Source organism: Micromonospora sp. NPDC049203 (assembly GCF_043197215.1).
Taxonomy (GTDB): Bacteria; Actinomycetota; Actinomycetes; order Mycobacteriales; family Micromonosporaceae; genus Micromonospora.
This window is the reverse complement of the sequence record NZ_JBICSV010000002.1, coordinates 792,446-806,991: the sequence shown is the minus strand read 5'-3', so window position 1 is coordinate 806,991 and position 14,546 is coordinate 792,446. Positions and strand designations below refer to the sequence as shown.

Sequence of the window (14,546 nt, the reverse complement as noted above, 5' to 3'; positions counted from 1 at the left end):
ACCGGCGGGTGCCTGTCAGCGCGGGGCGGGCCGCACCAGGCGTACCCGGCCGGCGACCTGAACCGCGACGGCGCCGCCGGCCCGGGCGAGGGCCGGCCACCGGCGAGGCCGGGGCGGGTGGTGGCCGTCGTAGCGGCTCGCGGCCTCCCGCTCGGCCAGCTCGTCCGCGCCCAGCGGCGGCAACGCGTCCCGCTCGCGCAGGTCGCGGGCCAGGTCCCAGCCGTCGCGCAGCGAACCGTTGGTGGGACGGCCGTCGGCCCACGCGGTGAACGTGGCCGGCCAGCCGGGCCCGAGCCCGGCGGCGAGCAGCGGCCAGTGCCGGGCCACGTCGCCGGCCCGCTTGCGCAGCAGCGCCCGGCGGGCCGCCTCGACCGGGGCCGGGGCGAAGCCGGGCGGCAGCGGCCCACCGGCGACGAGCGCGGCGACCAGCTCGGCCTGCCGGGCCGCGAGGTCGCCGCTCACGTGACCACCGGGTGGCCGGACGCGGCGGCCAGCGCGTCCAGCTCGCCGCGCAGCTCGGCGGCGGGCGGATAGTGCCCGTCGCGTTCCAGCAGCAGCGCGGGCGGCCGGCGCCGGGCGCACAGCTCGCGGACCAGGTCCAGCACGGCGGCGGGCACCGGGTCGGTGTGCGTGTCGTGGTAGAAGCCGCCGTGTTCGGCGCCGCCCGCCACGTGCGCGTAGGCGATGCGCTCCAGCGGCAGCCGGTTCAGCAGCGCCGCCGGGTCGCCGCCCCGGTTGCGGGCGTTGGCGTGCACGTTCGCGATGTCGAGCAGCAGCAGCGCGCCGGTGGCGTCGAGGATCTCGGTGAGGAAGTCCGCCTCGTCCAGCTCGTCGTCGGGCCAGTCGAAGAGCGCGGCGATCGGCTCCAGGGCCAGCGGCACCGGCAGCTCCGCCTGCGTCCGCCGGACGTTCGCCACCACCGCCGCGACCGCCTCGCGGGTGCGCGGCAGCGGCAGCAGGTGACCGGCCTCCAGGCCGCCGGCCCGCACGAACGCGATGTGCTCGCTCACCAGCGGCGCGTCCAGGGCCGCGGCCACAGCGGCCAGGTGCGCCACCCGGGCCGGGTCCACCGGTTCCGCGCCGCCGAGGGACAGCCGCACCCCGTGGGGTACGACGTCGACGCCGCGTCCGCGCAGCTCGGCGAGCCCGTCCGGGAGCGGCCCGGCCGGTGCGACCGCCTCCGCGACCACCTCGACGAAGCGCAGCCCCGGCAGCCCGGCGACGAAGCCGGCGATCTCGGGGCGCCAGCCGATGCCGACGCCGGACGGGCCGGTCATCCGCCGCACCCGCCTCCGCCGCAGCCACCGCCTCCGCCGCAGGAGCTGCCGCCGCCGCACGAACTGCCGCCGGCAGTCGCCCCTCCGCCGCAGGAGGTGCCGGAGCTGGCGGCGCCGGTGCTGCCCATCGCCTGCCGCTGGATCTCGGCCTGCTCGGCGAAGCCGGGGTCCATGGTCCAGAGCGTCGCGGTGCCGAACAGCGCCACGCCCAGCGCCACCTCGGCCGGGCCGTACGTGGTGTACGCGGGTCCGGCGGCCGGGCGCAGCCAGGCGTGCCGGCGGCGCATGTCGTCGAGCGCCGCGGTGGCCGCCCGGGTGCGCCACGGCACGCGGTTGAGCAGCACGAACGCGAGGCCGAGCGGGAACAGGCTGAGCAGCAGCCAGCCCGTGGGCCGGTCGTTGAACAGCCCGGAGACCGCGCGCACGATGCCGATCACCAGCAGGAACCCGATCAGCAGCGCGCCGCGCCGCAGCGTCCGGCGCCGCTCCTGGTCCAGGGCCAGGCCCCGGCGTACCAGGCCGTCGCGCAGCTCGTCGAGCGCACGCCGCACCCACTCGTCGGCGGCCAGCTCCCGGGTCCGCAGACCTCGGCTCGCCGCGTGGTGGACCGCCTGGTCCAGCGGGGTGGCCCCGGCCGGCAGCGGACCGCCGGTGGTGAGCCGCCGGTCCGGCCGTACGCCGACCGCGCCCGCGTGGCGCAGCCCGCCCAGCGCGGCCCAGACGGCGAGCTGGTCACCACCGTTGAGGTAGGCGACCTGCTGCGGCCCCAGGTTGCCGTGAACGCTCACCGGCGTGCCCGCGAGCATGCGCCGCCGGTACACGATCGCACCGACGACCAGGACGACGGCGAGCAGGAGGTACCAGCGCAGGAATACGGGGCCGGGGATGCCCCAGGTGTCGGAGGGGGTCATCGTCTGCTCCTGTCGCGAGGAGGGGTCGCGGCTCATTGTGGAGCAGGCGCGCCAGAGTCGATCTCCTCGGGCGGGGTAGTTACCGGACCGAGACCGGCACGGTTCAGTGCCGGCGGACGGCCTCCTCGACCAGGTCGAGCACGCGGGCCAGGTCGCCGGCCGGCCGGCCCATCGCCAGGTGCAGTACCAGCCCGTCGTAGGCCAGCTCCAGGAACTGGGCGAGCACGTCGATCGGCACGTCGTCGCGGAGCACGCCGGCCTCGCGCTGGCGCAGCAGGCGTTCCCGGGTGGCCGCGGCGATGGCCTCGGAACGTTCCGCCCAGCGCTTGGCGAAGGCGGGGTCGGTGCGCAGCCGGCGGGAGACCTCCAGCTGGCTGCCGAGCCAGCCGGTGGTGTCCGGCGAGACGGCCCGGGCCAGCAGGTCGCGCATCACCTGCACCAGGCCGTTGCGGGCGACGGTCTCCACCATGGCGGCGGCGTCGTCCTCGGCCACGGCGAGGAAGAGGGAGTCCTTGTCCCGGAAGTGGTGGAAGATCGCGCCCCGGGACAGGCCGGTGGCCTCCTCCAGCCGCCGCACGGTGGCGCCCTCGTAGCCGTGCCGGGCGAAACAAGCCCGCGCCGCCGCGAGGATCTCCTGCCGGCGCGCGTCGAGCTGGTCCTGACTTACTCTGGGCACGAACGGATCGTCGCAGGTGGAACCGTCCGATGCAAACCGTACGTACGGCTTGAGATCCGGTGACGGATGATCATCTGCCGTCGCCGGGGTGGTTACCATCGGCGGGTGACCGCCCTCCCCGCGCGCCCGCTCACCGTCGCCGCCGTCCAGGCCCAGCCCGTCCCGGGCGACGTGGCCGGCAACGCCCGCACCGCCGCCCGTCTCGTGGGCCGGGCCGAGGGCGCCCGCGTCGTCGTGCTGCCCGAGCTGTTCCTGCCGGCGTACCACCCGCCGACGCTCGGCGCGGATCCGGACGCCACGGACGTGGCCGCCGACGCCGACGGCCGGGTGACCGACGCCCGGCTGGACCCGCTGCGCGCCGCCGCCGTCGAAGCGGGCGCCGCGGTGGTGATCGGCGCCGCCGTGCGCCACCCCGACCGGCGGCGCACGATCTCCTCGCTCGTGGTGGACCCGGCCGGCGTGGTCACCGCCGCGTACGACAAGCAGCAGCTCTGGAGCGGCGAGCGGGAGCTGTTCGACGCCGGCGTCCGGGGCGCCACGATCGAGGTCGACACGTGGCGGCTGGGTCTGGGCGTCTGCTACGACGGCTGTTTCCCGGAGCACGCGCGGGCCGCCGCCGGCGACGGCGCGCACGGCTACCTCTGCCCGAGCGGCTACCTGGCCGGCTCGGCGCACCGCCGCGACCTCTACTACGCCGCCCGCGCGCTGGACAACACGATGTACGTGGTGTTCGCCAACTCGGTCGACGGCGCCGATCCATGGCGGTTCAACGGCGGCGCGGCGGTGTACGACCCGGAGGGCCGGCCGCTGGCCCGGGGCGCCGACACCGGCGAGGACGTGCTGGTGGCCACGCTGGACCCGGACGCGCTGGCCGCCACCCGCGCGGCACACACGATGCTGCGGGACCGCCCGCTCGACGCCGGGGCGGCCCGCGCCGTGCTCGTCGCCTGAGCGCCGCGCCGGGGCCCTCGGCCCTGTCGGTGCTCCGGTGTGTCCCGTAGGGTGCCCAGGTGCCGTTGCTCCTGCTCGATCTGGACAACACTCTGCTGGACCGCGACGGGCCGTTCCGTGTCTGGGGAGAACGCTTCCTGGCGGGCATCGGCGCGCCGCCGGCCGACCTCGACTGGTTGGTGTCCGTGGACGCGGACGGGCTGACCAACCGCTGGGACGTGGCGGACGCGATCCGCGAGCGGTACGCGCTGCGCATCCCCTCGATCGACCTGGTAGACGAGCTGCACGACGGCGTGGTGGCGCACATGCGGCTGGATCCGCTTGTCGCGTGCGCGTTGCGGATCGCGGCGGACGCGGGCTGGGTGCCGGTGGTGGTCACGAACGGCGCGGCCCGCCAGCAGGACGCCAAGATCCGTACGACCGGCCTGGACCGGTACGTCGCCGACTGGGTGATCTCCGAGGAGGCGGGCGTCAGCAAGCCGAACCCGAGGATCTTCGCGCTCGCCGCCCAGCGGGCCCGGATGCCGCTGCGCGGCGCGTGGGTGATCGGCGACAGCCCGGAGGCGGACATCGGCGGGGCGACGGCGGTGGGCCTGCCCAGCGTCTGGCTGCACCGGGGACGCCGCTGGTCCGACCCGAGGTACGCGCCGACCCGGATCGAGGACGGGCTGATCGCGGCCGTGGCGGCCGTGCTGGCCGGCTGACGGCGGCAGCGGCGCGGCGGGCCGGCGGCGGCGCGGTAAATCCGTTGACCCGAGCCGGACGGGGCACGAGCATGGTGCCGCGCGAGTGCGCAGCCGGGGGTCGCCCGGTCGAGGAGAGGAGGTCGGTCATGGCCGTCTTCGCAGGGTCGTTCCACCTGCCTCCACCAGCCTCGATCGAAGGACAGATCCACCCGTGCGCGATCACGACTTCCCGGCGCCGCAGCGCCGTGGCCGCGGCAAGAGCCGCTTCGACGACGACGAACCCGACTTCCTGAAGCGGGGGCGGCGCACGCCGGCCCTCGCCGACCCGGACGCCGAGCCCGACGTGGAGGACGCCTGGTCCTCCTGGGACCAGGCCGTCCACGGCCCCGAGCCGCATCCGGAGTGGCTGGTCACCGAACTGGCCGCCCGGGACACCGAGCTCGGGGTGCTCAAGACCGGCAAGGAGGCGGACGTCCACCTGGTCCGCCGCGCGGTGCCGGGTACCGACCGCGGCTGCCTGCTGGCGGTGAAGCGCTACCGCGACGCCCAGCACCGGCTGTTCCACCGCGACGCCGGTTACCTGGAGGGCCGCCGGGTACGCCGGTCCCGCGAGATGCGGGCGATGACCGGCCGCACCGCGTTCGGCCGGCAGATGATCGCCGGGCAGTGGGCGGCGGCCGAGTTCGCCGCGTTGTCCCGGCTCTGGGAGATCGGGGCCGCCTCCGGGCGGATCGCGGTGCCCTACCCGGTGCAGCTGCTCGGCACCGAGCTGATGCTGGAGTTCGTCGGCGACGCCGGGGCGGGGGAGGCCGCGCCGCGGCTGGCCCAGGTCCGGCCCGACGACGACGAGCTGCGCGACCTGTGGGACCAGCTCGTCGAGGCGCTGACGGTGCTCGCCCGGGCCGGGTACGCGCACGGCGACCTGTCCCCGTACAACCTGCTGGTGCACGCGGGCCGGCTGGTGCTGATCGACCTGCCGCAGGTGGTCGACGTGGTGGCGAACCTGCAGGGGGCCGAGTTCCTGGCCCGCGACGTGCGGGTGGTGGCCGCCTGGTTCACCGCCCGTGGGATGCCGGCGACGGTGACCGACCCGGCGGCGCTGACCGAGGCGCTGCTGCGGGAGGCGGGCATCCGCTGACCGGCCGGCGTCCCGGGCGGGAGACCGCCCGGGACGCCGGACCGGATCACTGGAGGTAGCGCTCGACCTCCGGCACCGGGCGCTCGCCCTGGGCGTCCGGGTCGCCGTGGGCCTGGCGGGCGGCCCGGCGGCGACGCAGCAGGTCCCAGCACTGGTCCAGGGACTCCTCCAGCGCGCGCAGCCGCTCCCGCGCCTCGTCGTCGGTGCCGGCCTCGTTCTGCTGCGCGCCGGCACGCAGCCGGTGCTCCTCGTCGACGAGTTCCGAGATCCGGCTCAGGATGGTCTTGTCGTCCATGCCCGAAGCTTGGCACAGCGGACGGTGCCGCGCCCGCGGCACCGGATAGGTGAGCCGTCCTCGCGCTCCGCGGCGGCCACTGTGTACGCGAGTGACGCACGTCCCACGGCTTCCATTCTCGACAAAGAGATTGTTGTTACGTGAAATATCCTCCGACCTGCCTTTTGATCTGCGGCTCGTGATGGCATGCTCGCGGGCAACATCACGGGTCGGTACGGGGTCGCGACCCTGAGTCAACCGAGGGAGCGTTCAGGTGCCCGAAACGACGGACACACCGAGGCCCACCGGCCGACCCCGAATCGTGCCACTGCGGCAGATCCTGCCCGCGGTGCTGCGCGACCCCGCCCGGGCCCTCATCGACATCGGTAACCGTACCGAAGGCGAACTGGTCCGGCTCAACCTCGGCTCCTTCCGCCCCTACCTGGTCACCCACCCCAAGCACGTGCAGCACGTCCTGCGCGACCGGGCGGACAACTACGACCGCGCCGGTGACGGGCTGTTCTGGCGCCCGGTGAAGCGGCTGTTCGGCGAGGGGATCCTCGGCGAGGGGCAGATCTGGTCGGCCAGCCGGCGCATGCTCCAGCCGATGTTCACCGCGAAGCGGGTGGAGGCGCTCGTCGACGGGATGGCCGACGCGATCCGTGACGCGGTCGCTGAACTGGACGAGCCGGCCCGTGCCGGGCAGCCGGTCGACATCGGCGTGGAGCAGGCGCGCATCGTCAGCCGGGCGATCATGAAGGTGCTCTTCGCCGACCGGATCTCGGTGCCGGACGCGATGCGGGTGATCGAGGCGCAGGACCGGATCGCGACCGCCGTCATCCCGCGCATCATCGTGCCGTTCGCGCCGCTGTCGCTGCCGATGCCGGGCGACCGCACGTTCGCCCGCGCCGTACGCGTCGTCGACGACGTGCTGGTGCCGATCGTCCGCGAGACACGGGAGTCCGCCGAGCAGGGCGACGACGTCATCTCGACGCTCTGGCAGGCCCGCACCGACGACGGGCGGCAGCTCGACGAGCGGCAGGTCCGCAACGACACGGTGGCGATGTTCGCCGCCACCACGGAGACCACCATCAACGTGCTGACCTGGGCCTGGCCCCACCTGGACCAGCATCCCGAGGTGGCCGAGCGCCTCTACGCCGAGATCGACGAGGTGGTCGGCGGCGAGCCGGTACGCCGCGAGCACCTGAGCCGGCTCACGTACACCCGGATGGTGCTGGACGAGCTGCTGCGGCTCTACCCGATCGGGTGGATCATCCCGCGCCGCGCGGTCGCCGGGGACGTCATCGACGGTGTGCCGATCGAGCCCGGCGCGACGATGGCGGTCAGCCCGCTGATCACCCAGCGGATGCGGCAGTTCTGGGATCGCCCGGACGAGTTCGACCCGGAACGCTTCCGCCCCGAGCGGGTCCGCGCCCGGCACCGCTACGCCCACTTCCCGTTCGGCGGCGGGCCGCACCAGTGCCTGGGCATGTACCTGTTCTATCTGGAGGCCCAGCTCATCCTCGCCACCATGCTCAGCCGCTACCGGTTCCGGCTGCACCGCCCCGGCGTACCCGGGTTGCGGCTGGCCGCGGCGCTGCGGCCGCGCGAACGGGTGGAGCTGACACTCGTCGCCGCCGGGCGGACGGAGGGGGCATGACCGACGGCGCGACACCGGATCCGCTCGTCGTCGCCGCCGAACAGGGCCGGGTCTGCGCGCTGGCCGCGCAGGGCCAGCGTGGCCTGCGCAGAGCCGCCGCCGCGCACCCCGAGCTGTTCCCCGGCGACCCGTTCGACGCGACGCTGTTCAGCAGCATCGCGCAGGCGATGGCGTTCAGCGCCCCCTGGCACAGCGCCGCCGAGCTCGCCGTGACCAACCGCGCGGTGCTGTGGGGCTTCGCCGTGGACTGGCTGGTCGACCACCAGGCCACCAGCCGGGCCGAGGTGGACCGGATCGCCGGCGTCTGCCTGGACGTGCTCGACGGCGCCGACTCCGCCGACCCGCTGGGCCGGTTCCTCGCCGAGCTGCGCGACGACGTCGCCGCCGCGCCGGCCTATCCGGCGCTGCGCGACCACTGGCGGGACACGATGGCCCGTATGCTCGACGCGATGGCCCGCGAGTGGGACTGGCGGCGCACCGGCCGCCCCACGCTCGCCGACTACCTGGCAAACGCCGACAACCTCGCCGCGACTGTCGTGAACGTCGCGCACTGGATCCACACCGGATCGGTGTCCGAGGCCGGCACGCTGGCGCGGCTGATCGAGGTCGGTGACGAGGTCCAGCGGGCCCTGCGCCTGGTGAACGACCTCGGCACCCACCGCCGCGACGCCGAGTCCGGCGACCTCAACGCGCTGCTGCTGGTGGACGACCCGACCGAGGTGGAGCGGCACTTCGCCGAGCAGGTCGACCACTGCCGCGTCCTGCTGGCGAAGCTGGCCGGCGAGGTGCCGCGGGAGGCCGACTTCCTGTCCCGGCAGCTCGGTTTCACCACCGGCTTCTACCGGAACACCGACTTCTGGGGCGTGCGGTGACGCTGACCGCCGGACCGGTGCACGCCACCCGGCCCGGGACCGCGCGCGACCTGATCGCCGCGCTCGGCGGCGAGCCGGAGGGGCAGACCTCACCGTCGGTCTACGAGACCGGACGGCTGATCGCGCTCGCGCCCTGGCTCGACGGCCACGACCGGCGCCTGGCCTGGCTGCTGGACCGGCAGCGTCCGGACGGCGGCTGGGGCGGCCCCGGCGGCTACGCGCTGGTGCCGACGCTGAGCGCGGTGGAGGCGTTGCTGGCCGTGCTGCACCGCGACGGGCCGGCCGCCGCGCCCGCCGCCGCCGCGCACCGGGGGCTGGCCTACCTGGCCGGCGCGTTGCGCGCGGGCGCCCCGCCGGACCTGCCGGCCACCGACCTGATCGTGCCGGCGTTGCTGGCCGCCGTGGACCGGCACCTCGACGGTCCGGCCGGGCCGCCCCCCGGCCTGGCCGAGTGGGCCGGCCGGCCCCGCCTGCCGCTGCCGGCCGGTCTCGACCCGGCCCGGCTGACCCGGGTACGCGGACTGCTCGCCACCGGGCGGCCGGTGCCGGAGAAGCTGGCGCACGCGCTGGAGGTGGCGGGCGAGCTGGCGTACCGCGCGCCCGGGGTGCGTCAGTCGGCCAGCGGCGCGGTCGGCGCCTCACCGGCCGCCACCGCCGCCTGGCTGGGCGGGCCGGAGCCCGGACCCGCGCTTGACTACCTGAACGCTGTCGCCCGGCATGGCCCGGTGCCCTGCGCGAGCCCGATCACCGTGTTCGAGCGGGCCTGGGTGCTCGGCATCCTGGTCCGGGCCGGCGTGCCGGTCGGCACGCCCGAGCCGGTGCTGACCGAGCTGCGCGCCGCGGTCGGGCCGTCCGGCGCGGCCACCGCGCCCGGCCTGCCCGCCGACGCGGACACCACAGCTGTCACGCTCTACGCGCTGGCCCGGCTGGGCCGCGCGCCGGGCGTCTCACCGCTGGCCGGGTTCGACACCGGACGGCACTTCTGCACCTGGCCGGGGGAGGACGGGGCGTCGCTGACCACGAACGCGCACGTGCTCGACGCGCTCGGCGAGCACCCGAGCGGGCCCGGCGTCACCGGCGCCCGCCGCCGGGTCACCGAGTGGCTGCTGGACCGGCAGGAGCCGGACGGGCGGTGGGAGGACCGCTGGCACGCCTCGCCGTACTACGCCACCTACGCGGTGCTGCTGGCGCTGGCCGACCACGCGCCGGACGGCGCGGCGCGTACCGCCGTCGATCGGGGCGTGGCCTGGCTGCTGGCCACGCAGCGCCGGGACGGCTCCTGGGGACGGTGGGACGGTACCGCCGAGGAGACCGCGTACGCGGTGCTCGCGCTGGCCGACGCGGGCCGGCCCGGCGACGCCCGGGTCACGTCGGCGCTGGCGCGGGGACGCCGTCGACTGTCCGAGCTGGACGGATCCGACGGTGAACCGGCACTATGGCACGACAAGGACCTCTACCGCCCGACGCGGATCGTCCGCGCCGCGGTGCTGGCGGCCTCCGGCCGCGCCGGGGCGGCCCGGACGGAGGCCGCACCCACCATGATCAGGATCGCTTGAATGAGGTTCACGACGGCTGCTAGCGTGCGCCGGAGTCGATCGGATTTCGGACCGACCGAAGACCGGGCCAGGACGGTGTGATGGGTTCCCGCAGTACGAATCTCCGTACGAAGATCATCGCGCTGCTGCTGTCGCTGACCGCGCTCTGGGCGTTCGCCGCGTGGGTGACCGTACGGGACGGGTTCAACCTGCTCGGCGTGCAGACGCTCAACGCGCGCGTGTTCGAGCCGAGCGACCCGCTGCTGCAGGAGCTGCAGGCCGAGCGCCGGCTGTCGCTGCGCTACCTCGGTGAGGCCGACCCGAGCCGGCTGCGGGAGCTGGAGGCCCAGCGGGCCCGCACCGACGAGACCGCCACCGCCCTGTGGCGCTCGGTACGGGACTGGCGCACCGAGATCCCGGCCAGCGAGGAGCTGATGCGGCGGCTCGACGAGCTGAAGACCGAACTGGACCAGCTCGGTCAGGTGCGCGCCGACGTCAGCCGCAAGACCATCGACCGGACCAGCACGCTCATCGCGTACGACGAGGCGGTCGACGGGATCTTCGCGGTCTTCGACGCCCTCGGCGGCCTCGACGACGACGAGATCGCCAAGGACACCGCGGCGCTCATCGACCTCAACCGGTCCCGGGAACTGCTGTCCCAACAGGACGCCCTGCTCACCGGCGCGATAGCGGCCAACCGGATCACGGTGGGCGAGCAGACCGCGTTCGCCCGCCTGGTCGGCGCGCAGTGGTTCCTGGCCGACCGCACCGCCCGGGAACTCGCCCCCGGCGACCGCGTCCGCTTCGAACGGATGGTCGAGGGCGAGGCGTTCCAGCAGCTCCGCACACTTCAGGACCAGGTGCTCGCGGCCAAGGGCGCCGAGGTGCGCCCGCCGGTGACCGTCGCGGCGTGGCAGGCCGCCGCCGAGAAGGCGATGGCCGACCTGCGCGAGGTGATCCTGGCCGGCGGTGAGGACATCGTCTCCCGGGCCATGCCCGTCGCGATCGGCGTCATCGTGCGGCTGGTGCTCGCCGCCGGACTCGGTCTGATCGCCGTCATCGCCTCCGTGGTCGTCTCGATCACCACGGCGCGGGCGCTCGTACGCCAGCTCGAACGGCTCCGCGAGGCCGCCTTCAAGCTGGCCCACGAGCGGCTGCCGAGCGTGGTGGAACGGCTGGGCCGCGGCGAGGAGGTGGACGTCGCCCGCGAGGCGCCACCCTTGCAGTTCGGCGACGACGAGATCGGCCAGGTGGGCAAGGCGTTCAACGTCGTGCAGGAGACCGCCGTCCGCACCGCGGTCGAGCAGGCCGAACTGCGCCGCAGCGTACGCGACGTGTTCCTCAGCCTGGCCCGGCGCACCCAGGCGCTCGTGCACCGGCAGCTCACGCTGCTGGACGCGATGGAGCGGCGGGAACACGACGCCGAGGAACTGGAGGACCTGTTCCGGGTCGACCACCTGGCCACCCGGATGCGGCGCAACGCGGAGAACCTGATCGTGCTCTCCGGCTCGACGCCGGGCCGGGCCTGGCGGCGCAACGTGCCGATGGTCGACGTGGTGCGCGGCGCGGTCGCCGAGGTCGAGGACTACACCCGGGTCACCGTGCGCCCGCTCGGCGACGTGTCGCTGACCGGCCGCGCCGTCGGTGACGTGATCCACCTGCTGGCCGAGCTGATCGAGAACGGACTCTCTTTCTCGCCGCCGCAGACCACCGTGGAGGTCCGGGGTCAGCTCGTGGCGAACGGCTTCGCCATCGAGATCGAGGACCGCGGCCTCGGGATGAGCGCCGACGAGCTGGCCGCCGCCAACGCGCGCATCGTCGACCGCTCCGAGCTGAACCTGGCCGACGCGGCCCGGCTCGGCCTGTTCGTGGTCAGCCGGCTCACCGAGCGGCACGGCGTCAAGGTGCAGCTCAAGGAGTCCGCGTACGGCGGGACGACAGCTGTGGTGCTGATCCCGCGTGAGCTGATCGCGGCCGCCGGCGCGCCCGACGACCTGCCCGCCCCCGGGACGCCCCTGCCGGTGACGCCGGTGCCGGATCCGGCGGGAGGCACGCCGCCCGGCGACGTGTCCGAGCCGGCGACCCCGTCCGGCCCGGACGGCGGCCCCGAGCCGGAGCAGCCGTCCGAACCCGCCCCGCAGGTGTCGGAGCCGGTGGCGCAGGCGCCCCGGTTGACCCCCTCCGGGCTGCCGGCGCGTACCCGCAAGCGGCAGTCCGCGGTGGCGGCGCCCACCACGGAGCTGGCGGTGGTGGAACGCCGGCCCGCCGCCCCGACGGACGTGGCCGAGGCTTCCCCGGCGCAGGCGCAGGAGCCGGCATCCGAGCCGGAGTCGGCGCCCGTCACCGATGTGGGGCTGCCGGTCCGGGTACGCCAGGCCAGCATCGTGCCGGAGCTGCGGCACGACCAGACCGGGGCGGACGACGACGACGCCGACGACACGGCGCGTGCACCGGAGCAGGTGCGCCGGATGATGAGTTCCTACCAGAGCGGCACGCGACGCGGCCGTACCGATGCCGCGCGCTTGCTCGGCGGAGCGCGGGAGGCCGGCGGTGCGCCGGCCGACGCGGACGAGCAGGTTACCTGACCGGGACGTCGACGCGACGGGACCGGAAGCTGACGGCACACAGCCGGGAAGATGAGGACGACGAGTGGCGCAGAAGACGGCTTCGAGCGCGGATCTGACGTGGCTGCTGGATGACCTGGTCGGCCGGGTCAAGCAGGCGGAGCACGCCGTGGCGCTCTCCACCGACGGACTGTTGATGGCCTCGTCCCGCGGATTGAGCCGCGACGACGGTGAGCACCTGGCGGCCATGGCGGCGGGCATCCAGAGCCTGGCCCGTGGTGCGGGCAAACGGTTCGGTGGCGGGCACGTACAGCAGACCATCATCGAGATGCAGTCCTCCTTCCTGTTCGTCACAGCGGCCGGGCGTAACGCCTGCCTGGCGGTGCTGGCCACGGAGGACGCGGACGTGGGCCTGATCGCGTACGAGATGGCCATGCTCGTCACCCGGGTCGGCCGGTTCGTCGCGTCACCCACCCGGGAACAGCCCCTCGGCGAGAACGCGGCACGATGACCGGCCGGAGGGACTCCGCGGAGCAGGAGTGGGTCGACGACCACGCCGGCCCGGTGGTGCGCCCGTACGCGGTGACCGGAGGCCGGGCCCGCCCGGTCACCGGCACGTTCGACCTGATCTCGCTGGTCACCTCGACCCGCACCGATGTCGGGTCGGAGTCCGGGCTGGGCCCGGAGCACGTGGCGATAGTCGGCCTCTGCCAGCGGATCCTCTCCGTGGCCGAGATCGCCGCCCATCTCGACCTGCCGGTGGGCACGGTCCGGGTCCTCCTCGGAGACCTGGCCGCCCGCAGCCTGGTACAGGTACGCGAGCCGCGCGCGACCCCCGCCGGCCTTCCCGACGAGCATGTTTTCGAGGCGGTTATCAATGGACTACGGGCGCTCTGAGCGGCCGGCGGGCGCCGCGCCGCTGCCCACCGCGATCAAGATCCTGATCGCGGGCGGGTTCGGCGTCGGCAAGACCACAATGGTCGGCGCGGTGAGCGAGACCAAGCCGCTGCGCACCGAGGAGGTGCTGACCGAGACCGGCATCGGCATCGACGACCTGTCCGGCATCGAGGAGAAGTCGACCACCACCGTGGCGATGGACTTCGGCCGCATCACCATCAGCGACGACCTGGTGCTCTACCTGTTCGGCACGCCCGGGCAGGACCGCTTCTGGTTCGTCTGGGACGAGCTGGCGCTCGGCGCGCTCGGCGCGGTGGTGCTCGCCGACACCCGCCGGCTGGCCGACTGCTTCCCGTCGATCGACTACTTCGAGGGGCGCGGCACGCCGTTCGTGGTGGCGGTCAACTGCTTCGAGGGCGCCAAGCAGTTCCGTCTCGACGAGGTGCAGGCCGCGCTGGATCTGGACCCGGGCGTACCGGTGGTGCTGTGCGACGCGCGCAAGCGGGAGTCGGCCAAGGAGGTGCTGATCACGCTGCTGGAGCACGCCATGAAGCTGCGCGAGGCACGCCGCCGCGCCGCCGAGGACTGATCGGTCACACATCGACGGGGGAGTGGCGATGACCGAGGTGACCGTCCGGGCGATGACTCCGGACGAGTTCGACAGCTGGCAGGAGGCGCTGGCCGCCGGGTACGCACGAGAGCACGTCACGGCCGGCAACTGGACGGCCGAGGAGGCGCTCGACCGGGCCCGGGAGGCCACCGCCGGCTTCCTGCCGCAGGGCATGGCCACGCCCGGCATGCTGTTCCTGGTCGGCGAGCTGCCTGACGGCTCACCGGCCGGCTGGCTGTGGATCGGCCTGACCCACCCGCGCGGTGTCGCCGGCTGCGCGTTCCTCTACGACATCGAGGTCGCCGCCGGGCACCGGGGCCGGGGCCTCGGGCGGGCGCTGCTCGCGGCCGGCGAGCGGGCGGCCCGGGAGCACGGCGCCCGGGCGCTGGAGCTGAACGTCTTCGGCACCAACGAGACGGCACGCGGGCTGTACGAGACGTCCGGCTACCGGGTGGTCACCCAGCAGATGCGCAAGGACCTGTCGTAGCGCCGGTT

16 protein-coding genes are annotated in these 14,546 nt (G+C 74.6%); 11 read left to right on the top strand and 5 right to left on the bottom strand.

Annotated features, from left to right (window positions below):
* Positions 1–15: 15 nt before the first annotated feature.
* The 4 genes from ACGFIA_RS08065 to ACGFIA_RS08050 all read right to left on the bottom strand — a co-directional run bounded on the left by ACGFIA_RS08065 (position 16) and on the right by ACGFIA_RS08050 (position 2,864).
* Complete coding sequence (locus ACGFIA_RS08065; RefSeq protein WP_357381071.1) at positions 16–462, bottom strand: hypothetical protein; 447 nt, start codon at positions 460–462, stop codon at positions 16–18.
* Positions 459–1,277, bottom strand: coding sequence for a DUF692 domain-containing protein (locus tag ACGFIA_RS08060; protein ID WP_357381073.1), 819 nt, complete (start codon positions 1,275–1,277; stop codon positions 459–461). Before ACGFIA_RS08060 ends, ACGFIA_RS08065 begins: the two co-directional genes overlap by 4 nt.
* Entirely contained in the window at positions 1,274–2,188 is a 915-nt protein-coding gene (locus ACGFIA_RS08055; RefSeq protein ID WP_393259177.1) for a TIGR04222 domain-containing membrane protein, read from the bottom strand. Before ACGFIA_RS08055 ends, ACGFIA_RS08060 begins: the two co-directional genes overlap by 4 nt.
* Positions 2,189–2,291: 103 nt before the next feature.
* Positions 2,292–2,864: a TetR/AcrR family transcriptional regulator gene (locus ACGFIA_RS08050; protein WP_194803152.1), complete on the bottom strand. Its 573-nt coding sequence runs from the start codon at positions 2,862–2,864 to the stop codon at positions 2,292–2,294.
* A 105-nt stretch (positions 2,865–2,969) separates the two neighbouring features.
* Here ACGFIA_RS08050 and ACGFIA_RS08045 point away from each other — a divergent pair, with 105 nt between their 5' ends.
* From ACGFIA_RS08045 to ACGFIA_RS08035, 3 genes are all read left to right on the top strand, one after another.
* Positions 2,970–3,815: a carbon-nitrogen hydrolase family protein gene (locus ACGFIA_RS08045; RefSeq protein WP_357474521.1), complete on the top strand. Its 846-nt coding sequence runs from the start codon at positions 2,970–2,972 to the stop codon at positions 3,813–3,815.
* A 59-nt stretch (positions 3,816–3,874) separates the two neighbouring features.
* The gene (locus ACGFIA_RS08040) at positions 3,875–4,519 is read left to right on the top strand and encodes an HAD family hydrolase (protein WP_357381080.1); all 645 of its coding nucleotides are present in this window, start codon (positions 3,875–3,877) and stop codon (positions 4,517–4,519) included.
* A 193-nt stretch (positions 4,520–4,712) separates the two neighbouring features.
* On the top strand, positions 4,713–5,639 hold the full coding sequence (locus ACGFIA_RS08035; protein WP_393259174.1) for a serine protein kinase RIO: 927 nt from the start codon (positions 4,713–4,715) through the stop codon (positions 5,637–5,639).
* Between the two features lie 46 nt (positions 5,640–5,685).
* Here the strand turns inward: ACGFIA_RS08035 and ACGFIA_RS08030 are convergent, their stop codons facing one another.
* Positions 5,686–5,934, bottom strand: a complete 249-nt coding sequence (locus tag ACGFIA_RS08030; RefSeq protein ID WP_357381084.1) for a DUF2630 family protein — start codon at positions 5,932–5,934, stop codon at positions 5,686–5,688.
* Positions 5,935–6,235: 301 nt separating this feature from the next.
* Between ACGFIA_RS08030 and ACGFIA_RS08025 the strand changes: the two genes are divergently transcribed.
* The 8 genes from ACGFIA_RS08025 to ACGFIA_RS07990 all read left to right on the top strand — a co-directional run bounded on the left by ACGFIA_RS08025 (position 6,236) and on the right by ACGFIA_RS07990 (position 14,538).
* On the top strand, positions 6,236–7,573 hold the full coding sequence (locus ACGFIA_RS08025) for a cytochrome P450 (protein WP_357381189.1): 1,338 nt from the start codon (positions 6,236–6,238) through the stop codon (positions 7,571–7,573).
* On the top strand, positions 7,570–8,445 hold the full coding sequence (locus ACGFIA_RS08020) for a terpene synthase family protein (protein ID WP_393259171.1): 876 nt from the start codon (positions 7,570–7,572) through the stop codon (positions 8,443–8,445). Before ACGFIA_RS08025 ends, ACGFIA_RS08020 begins: the two co-directional genes overlap by 4 nt.
* On the top strand, positions 8,442–10,001 hold the full coding sequence (locus ACGFIA_RS08015; RefSeq protein WP_393259169.1) for a prenyltransferase/squalene oxidase repeat-containing protein: 1,560 nt from the start codon (positions 8,442–8,444) through the stop codon (positions 9,999–10,001). Before ACGFIA_RS08020 ends, ACGFIA_RS08015 begins: the two co-directional genes overlap by 4 nt.
* A gap of 80 nt (positions 10,002–10,081) precedes the next feature.
* Positions 10,082–12,565: a nitrate- and nitrite sensing domain-containing protein gene (locus tag ACGFIA_RS08010; protein ID WP_393259167.1), complete on the top strand. Its 2,484-nt coding sequence runs from the start codon at positions 10,082–10,084 to the stop codon at positions 12,563–12,565.
* 64 nt (positions 12,566–12,629) lie between these two features.
* Entirely contained in the window at positions 12,630–13,055 is a 426-nt protein-coding gene (locus tag ACGFIA_RS08005) for a roadblock/LC7 domain-containing protein (RefSeq protein ID WP_357381092.1), read from the top strand.
* Entirely contained in the window at positions 13,052–13,441 is a 390-nt protein-coding gene (locus ACGFIA_RS08000) for a DUF742 domain-containing protein (RefSeq protein ID WP_357381094.1), read from the top strand. The genes ACGFIA_RS08005 and ACGFIA_RS08000 overlap by 4 nt, the downstream gene beginning before the upstream one ends.
* Positions 13,422–14,030, top strand: a complete 609-nt coding sequence (locus tag ACGFIA_RS07995) for an ATP/GTP-binding protein (RefSeq protein WP_357381096.1) — start codon at positions 13,422–13,424, stop codon at positions 14,028–14,030. The genes ACGFIA_RS08000 and ACGFIA_RS07995 overlap by 20 nt, the downstream gene beginning before the upstream one ends.
* Positions 14,031–14,058: 28 nt before the next feature.
* Positions 14,059–14,538 carry a GNAT family N-acetyltransferase gene (locus ACGFIA_RS07990; RefSeq protein ID WP_393259164.1) on the top strand — a complete coding sequence of 160 codons (480 nt, stop codon included), beginning with the start codon at positions 14,059–14,061 and terminating at the stop codon, positions 14,536–14,538.
* Positions 14,539–14,546: the final 8 nt, after the last annotated feature.

Coding starts and splice junctions, on each gene's coding strand:
- ACGFIA_RS08060 (WP_357381073.1), bottom strand. CDS start 1,277: ATGACCGGCCCGTCCGGCGTCGGCATCGGCTGGCGCCCCGAGATCGCC.
- ACGFIA_RS08055 (WP_393259177.1), bottom strand. CDS start 2,188: ATGACCCCCTCCGACACCTGGGGCATCCCCGGCCCCGTATTCCTGCGC.
- ACGFIA_RS08030 (WP_357381084.1), bottom strand. CDS start 5,934: ATGGACGACAAGACCATCCTGAGCCGGATCTCGGAACTCGTCGACGAG.
- ACGFIA_RS08020 (WP_393259171.1), top strand. CDS start 7,570: ATGACCGACGGCGCGACACCGGATCCGCTCGTCGTCGCCGCCGAACAG.
- ACGFIA_RS08010 (WP_393259167.1), top strand. CDS start 10,082: ATGGGTTCCCGCAGTACGAATCTCCGTACGAAGATCATCGCGCTGCTG.
- ACGFIA_RS08000 (WP_357381094.1), top strand. CDS start 13,052: ATGACCGGCCGGAGGGACTCCGCGGAGCAGGAGTGGGTCGACGACCAC.
- ACGFIA_RS07995 (WP_357381096.1), top strand. CDS start 13,422: ATGGACTACGGGCGCTCTGAGCGGCCGGCGGGCGCCGCGCCGCTGCCC.
- ACGFIA_RS07990 (WP_393259164.1), top strand. CDS start 14,059: ATGACCGAGGTGACCGTCCGGGCGATGACTCCGGACGAGTTCGACAGC.